The organism is Pseudomonas edaphica (assembly GCF_005863185.1).
Taxonomy (GTDB): domain Bacteria; phylum Pseudomonadota; class Gammaproteobacteria; order Pseudomonadales; family Pseudomonadaceae; genus Aquipseudomonas; species Aquipseudomonas edaphica.
Window position 1 is genome coordinate 1 of sequence record NZ_VBVZ01000356.1, and the last position, 6,455, is coordinate 6,455.

At 59.8% G+C, this 6,455-nt stretch carries 6 protein-coding genes; 4 read left to right on the forward strand and 2 right to left on the reverse strand.

What is annotated here, in order from left to right:
- Positions 1–47: 47 nt before the first annotated feature.
- Positions 48–704 (reverse strand): histidinol-phosphatase, encoded by a 657-nt coding sequence (locus tag FEM54_RS21280; RefSeq protein ID WP_138452856.1) that lies wholly within the window; start codon positions 702–704, stop codon positions 48–50.
- A gap of 143 nt (positions 705–847) precedes the next feature.
- Here FEM54_RS21280 and FEM54_RS21285 point away from each other — a divergent pair, with 143 nt between their 5' ends.
- The gene (locus tag FEM54_RS21285) at positions 848–1,327 is read left to right on the forward strand and encodes an RNA pyrophosphohydrolase (RefSeq protein WP_003176750.1); all 480 of its coding nucleotides are present in this window, start codon (positions 848–850) and stop codon (positions 1,325–1,327) included.
- Positions 1,328–1,349: 22 nt separating this feature from the next.
- The gene (ptsP, locus tag FEM54_RS21290) at positions 1,350–3,629 is read left to right on the forward strand and encodes a phosphoenolpyruvate--protein phosphotransferase (RefSeq protein WP_017139499.1); all 2,280 of its coding nucleotides are present in this window, start codon (positions 1,350–1,352) and stop codon (positions 3,627–3,629) included.
- A gap of 97 nt (positions 3,630–3,726) precedes the next feature.
- Here the strand turns inward: ptsP and FEM54_RS21295 are convergent, their stop codons facing one another.
- Positions 3,727–4,473 (reverse strand): NRDE family protein, encoded by a 747-nt coding sequence (locus FEM54_RS21295; RefSeq protein ID WP_138452858.1) that lies wholly within the window; start codon positions 4,471–4,473, stop codon positions 3,727–3,729.
- 212 nt (positions 4,474–4,685) lie between these two features.
- On the opposite strand from FEM54_RS21295, the gene lgt reads away from it, so the two are divergent.
- Positions 4,686–5,498: a prolipoprotein diacylglyceryl transferase gene (lgt, locus tag FEM54_RS21300; RefSeq protein ID WP_056857664.1), complete on the forward strand. Its 813-nt coding sequence runs from the start codon at positions 4,686–4,688 to the stop codon at positions 5,496–5,498.
- Between the two features lie 53 nt (positions 5,499–5,551).
- Positions 5,552–6,385 carry a thymidylate synthase gene (locus tag FEM54_RS21305; protein ID WP_138452860.1) on the forward strand — a complete coding sequence of 278 codons (834 nt, stop codon included), beginning with the start codon at positions 5,552–5,554 and terminating at the stop codon, positions 6,383–6,385.
- The last annotated feature ends 70 nt before the right edge of the window (positions 6,386–6,455 follow it).

Sequence of the window (6,455 nt, forward strand, 5' to 3'; positions counted from 1 at the left end):
GTGAATACATCTAAAGTGTGGGAGCTGGCTTGCCTGCGATGGCGTCATCAGCCGCGCAGGGTAATCACCGGCCAGCCACGCTTCTCGGCTTCGGCACGCAAATTCGGGTCCGGGTCCACCGCCACCGCATGCGCTACCTGCTCCAGCAACGGCAAATCATTCATCGAATCGCTATAGAAGTAGCTGTCTTCCAGGCTGTACCCGGTTTCTTCCAGCCAACGATTCAAGCGCGTCACTTTGCCTTCACGGAAGCACGGGATATCCGTGCTGCGCCCGGTATACCGGCCGTTTTCCATCTCGCATTCAGTGGCGATCAGGGTTTCAACCCCCAGCAGCTCGGCGATCGGCGCGGTCACGAAGCGGTTGGTGGCGGTGATGATCACCAGCTTGTCGCCAGCGGCGCGGTGTTTGGCCAGCAGTTCCAGGGCGAGCGGCAGCATCAGTGGGGCGATGCAGTCGCGCATGAAGTCGCGGTGCCATTCGTCCAACTGGGCCATCTCGGTGCGGCCAAGGATTTCCAGGCTGAAGTTCAGGTAGGCGGCGTTATCCAGCTTGCCGGCCAGGTAATCCTGGTAAAACTCGTCGTTACGGGCTTTGTAGGCCACCGGGTCAAGAATCCCACGCTCACAGAGGTAATCGCCCCACGCGTGATCGCTGTCACCGCCGAGAAGCGTGTTGTCCAAGTCGAATAAAGCCAGGCGCATTGCAGTTACTCGCTGAAAAGTCTGTAAAAAGGCGTCCAGAATACGGTCTTTTCACAAGAGTGCACATAAGGTAAGAAGCCTCGTTGCCGCTGGAACAACCTTTGTGGAACAATGCGGCGACATGCGTTTGCGAGGTTGTTGCCGTGATCGACCCCGATGGTTTCCGTCCTAATGTCGGGATTATTCTTACGAATGATGCCGGACAGGTGCTATGGGCTCGCCGAATCAACCAAGATGCCTGGCAGTTTCCTCAAGGCGGAATCAACCCCGACGAGACCCCTGAAGACGCCTTGTACCGTGAGTTGAATGAAGAAGTCGGCCTTGAGCGCGAAGATGTGCAAATTCTGGCCTGTACCCGTGGCTGGTTGCGCTATCGTTTGCCGCAACGCCTGGTGCGTACCCACAGCCAACCGCTGTGCATCGGCCAGAAGCAAAAATGGTTTCTTTTGCGCCTGATCTCGAACGAGCAGCGGGTGCGAATGGATTTGACCGGTAAACCGGAGTTCGATGGCTGGCGCTGGGTCAGCTATTGGTACCCGTTGGGCCAGGTGGTGACATTCAAGCGCGAGGTTTATCGTCGCGCTCTCAAAGAGCTTGCCCCGCGCCTTTTAGCGCGCGACTGACGACGGAGTTCGACCCCGAGCCATGCTCAATACGCTGCGCAAGATCGTCCAGGAAGTTAACTCCGCCAAGGATCTCAAGGCGGCGTTGGGGATTATTGTGTTGCGCGTCAAGGAAGCCATGGGCAGCCAGGTCTGCTCGGTTTACCTGCTGGACCCAGAGACCAACCGTTTTGTGCTGATGGCCACCGAGGGCTTGAACAAGCGCTCGATCGGCAAGGTCAGCATGGCGCCCAATGAAGGTCTGGTGGGCCTGGTGGGGACGCGTGAAGAACCCCTGAACCTTGAAAACGCGGCCGATCACCCGCGTTATCGCTACTTTGCCGAAACCGGCGAAGAGCGCTACGCCTCGTTCCTCGGCGCACCGATCATTCACCACCGCCGCGTTGTCGGCGTGTTGGTCATCCAGCAAAAAGAACGCCGCCAGTTCGATGAAGGCGAAGAAGCCTTCCTCGTGACCATGAGCGCGCAGCTCGCCGGGGTCATTGCCCACGCTGAGGCGACGGGTTCGATTCGTGGTCTGGGCCGTCAGGGCAAGGGCATCCAGGAAGCCAAGTTCGTCGGCGTGCCAGGTTCGCCGGGCGCTGCGGTCGGTACGGCCGTGGTCATGCTGCCGCCAGCCGACCTGGATGTGGTGCCGGACAAAACCGTCGATGACATCGACGCTGAAATCAAACTGTTCAAGACTGCCCTGGAAGGCGTGCGCGCCGACATGCGCAACCTGTCGACCAAGCTGGCCACGCAACTGCGCCCCGAAGAGCGCGCGCTGTTCGACGTGTACCAGATGATGCTCGACGACGCGTCCCTGGGTAATGAAGTCAAAACCGTGATCAAGACCGGCCAGTGGGCCCAGGGCGCGTTGCGCCAGGTGGTCACCGATCACGTCAACCGTTTCGAACTGATGGACGATGCCTACCTGCGTGAACGCGCCTCGGATGTGCGCGACCTCGGCCGCCGTCTGCTAGCCTACTTGCAGGAAGACCGCACCACCAACCTGGTCTACCCCGACAACACCATCCTGATCAGTGAAGAACTGACCGCCACCATGCTCGGCGAAGTGCCAGAGGGCAAGTTGGTGGGTTTGGTGTCGGTACTGGGTTCGGGTAACTCCCACGTCGCGATCCTGGCTCGGGCCATGGGTATTCCGACGGTAATGGGCCTGGTGGACCTGCCGTATTCCAAGGTCGACGGCATCGACATGATCGTCGACGGCCATCGTGGTGAAGTCTTTACCAATCCCAGCGAGCTGCTGCGCAAGCAATACGCCGAGGTGGTGGAAGAAGAGAAGCAACTGGCGCTGGGCCTCGATTCGCTGCGCGAGCTGCCATGCGTCACCCTCGATGGCCACCGTGTGCCGCTGCTGGTCAACACCGGCTTGCTGGCCGATGTGGCCCGAGCGCAACAGCGCGGCGCTGAAGGTGTGGGGCTGTACCGCACCGAAGTGCCGTTCATGATCAACCAACGTTTCCCGAGTGAGAAGGAGCAGCTGGCGATTTATCGCGAGCAACTGTCCGCCTTCCACCCGTTGCCGGTGACGATGCGCAGCCTGGACATCGGCGGCGACAAGTCACTGTCGTATTTCCCGATCAAGGAAGACAACCCCTTCCTTGGCTGGCGCGGTATTCGTGTAACCCTCGACCATCCTGAAATTTTCCTGGTCCAGACCCGCGCCATGCTCAAGGCCAGCGAAGGCCTGAACAACCTGCGTATCCTGCTGCCGATGATCTCCGGCACGCACGAGCTGGAAGAAGCGCTGCACCTGATCCACCGCGCCTGGGGCGAAGTACGCGACGAAGGCGCCGACGTGCCGATGCCACCGATTGGCGTGATGATCGAAATCCCGGCGGCGGTGTACCAGGCCAAAGAACTGGCGCGGCAAGTGGACTTCCTCTCGGTCGGCTCCAACGACCTGACCCAGTACCTGCTGGCCGTGGACCGCAACAACCCACGGGTGGCCGACCTCTACGATTACCTGCACCCGGCAGTGCTGCAAGCCCTGCAACATGTGGTGCGCGACGCCCATGCCGAAGGCAAGCCGGTGAGCATCTGCGGTGAAATGGCCGGCGACCCGGCGGCAGCGGTGCTGTTGATGGCAATGGGCTTTGATAGCCTGTCGATGAACGCCACCAACTTGCCGAAGGTGAAGTGGATGTTGCGTCAGGTTGAGCTGAGCATGGCCAAGGACCTGCTTGCCGAGTTGATGACCATCGACAACCCGCAAGTTATCCACAGCTCGCTGCAACTGGCGCTGAAGAACCTGGGGCTGACGCGAATGATCAACCCGGCTTCTGCAAAAACCCTCTAGACCGCTATCGCAGGCAAGCCAGCTCCCACATTTGACTGTGTTCACAGTTCAAAATGTGGGAGCTGGCTTGCCTGCGATGACGGCAGCCCAAGCGCCATCAAATGTTCAGTTCGACCTCTCCCAGCCGCCCACCCAGTGGCCCAAAGCTGCGCTCCACCATCTGCCGCGTCCCATCGGCATTCACAATCAACGCCGTACTCGCCCGCGTCCCATAACTGGGGCTGGCGATAAACACGCTGGAGAGCAGGCTTTCGGTCGCCAAGCCCACGCCGGTGTCCGGCAAGTCGGCAAATGGTGCGGTCTGCGGGTCGCTCAAGATTTCCAGCAAGGCCTGCGGCTGTGGGTGTTCCAGCAATTCACCCAACGCCGCCCTGGCCTTGAGCAATTTGGGCCAGGGCGTATTCAGGCCGGCATTCGACAGGCCATAAACCCCAGCCTCCAACCGCGTCGGCTCGGTCTCATTGGCGTTGTAATGCCACAGCTCATCCCGCGTGCCTACCAGCAGGTTAAAACCGGAGTATTCAATCGAACGGCCGTTAACATCGGCCAAATATTCGTCAATTGGCAGCGATCCACTGAGAAATCGCGCCACCAACTCCCCTCGGGACTTACGTGCAGGCGGCTGGTGCGGGTCGCGAATATTGGTCAGGGCAGCAAACCGCCCGTCGGCGTTCACCCCAAGCCAGGTGCCACCGGCTTCCTGGTCGCGACCAGCGTACACATGTGGCGCATCCGGCCACTGAGCCAGCGGCAGGCTGGGGCGGGCGTAGAACTCATCACGGTTGGCCGCGACGATCAGCGGCTGGGCGTGGCCCGGCCGCCAGGCGAAAACAATCAGGCACATAAGGCGTTCCCTTTGTGTTTTGTTCACTCTACCCATACAGCGGATGGCTATCCATCGTATCGAAGTTGGGCCGAGCGCCTTCCATCCGTTAACATGCCGGGCTATTGGGCGTGTCTAACCTTCTTAATTTGAAATTGCGGCTGTAACGCAGGCTTAATCCCACACCGGCATGGTCCGGTGCGCCATGACTATTGATTTAACGAGGAGTCGCAATGCTGCCTTACCCGCAGATCAACCCGGTGGCCGTGGCCATCGGTCCGCTGCAAATCCATTGGTACGGGTTGATGTACCTGATCGGCATCGGCGGTGCCTGGCTGCTGGCTTCCCGGCGCCTGAACCGTTTCGACCCGACCTGGACCAAGGAGAAGCTCTCCGACATGGTGTTCTGGATGTCGATGGGCGTGATCGTCGGCGGACGCCTGGGGTATGTGCTGTTCTACGATCTTCCGGCCTATATCGCCAACCCGACGCTGATTTTCGAAGTGTGGAAGGGCGGCATGGCGTTCCACGGTGGCTTTGTCGGCGTGATGATTGCCGCATGGTGGTTCGGCCGCCGCAACGGCAAGTCGTTCTTCCAACTGATGGACTTCGTCGCACCGTTCGTGCCGATTGGCCTGGGTGCCGGGCGTATCGGTAACTTCATCAATGCCGAGTTGTGGGGCAAGCCGACCGACGTGCCGTGGGCCATGGTGTTCCCACCCTTCAGCGACCCGGCGCAACTGCCACGCCACCCGTCGCAGCTCTACCAGTTCGCTCTGGAAGGTGTGGCACTGTTCCTGATTCTTTATATCTTCTCGCGCAAGCCACGCCCAACCATGGCGGTTTCCGGCATGTTTGCGTTGTTCTACGGGATCTTCCGCTTCATCGTCGAGTTCGTCCGCGTGCCGGATGCACAGCTGGGCTACCTGGCGTGGGGCTGGTTGACCATGGGGCAGATTCTCAGCATGCCGATGATCCTGGCGGGCCTGGGCCTGCTGTGGTGGGCTTACAATCGCCCGCAAGGCATCAAGAACGCCGCGCTTTAAATTCGAATGCCGAGGCTTTTGCGAGCCTCGGCTTCTTTGATACGGGTAAAAACATGAAGCAATATCTCGAACTACTGAACGACGTCGTGACCAATGGATTGACCAAGGGCGATCGCACCGGCACCGGCACCAAAGCCGTGTTTGCCCGTCAGTATCGGCATAACTTGGCCGACGGCTTCCCGCTGCTGACCACCAAGAAGCTTCATTTCAAAAGCATCGCCAACGAATTGATCTGGATGTTGAGCGGCAATACCAACATCCAGTGGCTGAACGAAAACGGCGTGAAAATCTGGGACGAATGGGCCACCGAAGACGGCGACCTCGGCCCGGTGTACGGCGAGCAGTGGACCGCCTGGCCAACCAAGGACGGCGGCACCATCAACCAGATCGACTACATGGTCGACACGTTGAAGAACAACCCCAACAGCCGTCGCATCCTGTTCCACGGCTGGAACGTCGAATACCTGCCGGACGAAACCAAGAGCCCGCAGGAAAACGCGCGCAACGGCAAGCAAGCCCTGCCGCCGTGCCACCTGCTGTACCAGGCGTTTGTGCATGACGGCCATCTGTCGATGCAGTTGTACATCCGCAGCTCCGACGTATTCCTCGGCCTGCCGTACAACACCGCCGCGCTGGCGTTGCTGACCCATATGCTGGCCCAGCAATGCGACCTGATCCCGCACGAGATCATCGTCACCACCGGCGACACCCATGCCTATAGCAACCATATGGAACAGATCCGTACGCAGCTGGCGCGCACGCCGAAGAAGCTGCCGGAACTGGTAATCAAGCGTAAGCCGGCGTCGATTTACGACTACAAGTTCGAAGACTTCGAGATTGTGGGCTACGACGCCGATCCGAGCATCAAGGCTGACGTCGCCATCTAAAGCCTGTCTCGGTTAAAAATGTGGCAACTGGCTTATGTGGGAGCTGGCTTGCCTGCGATAGCGGTGGATC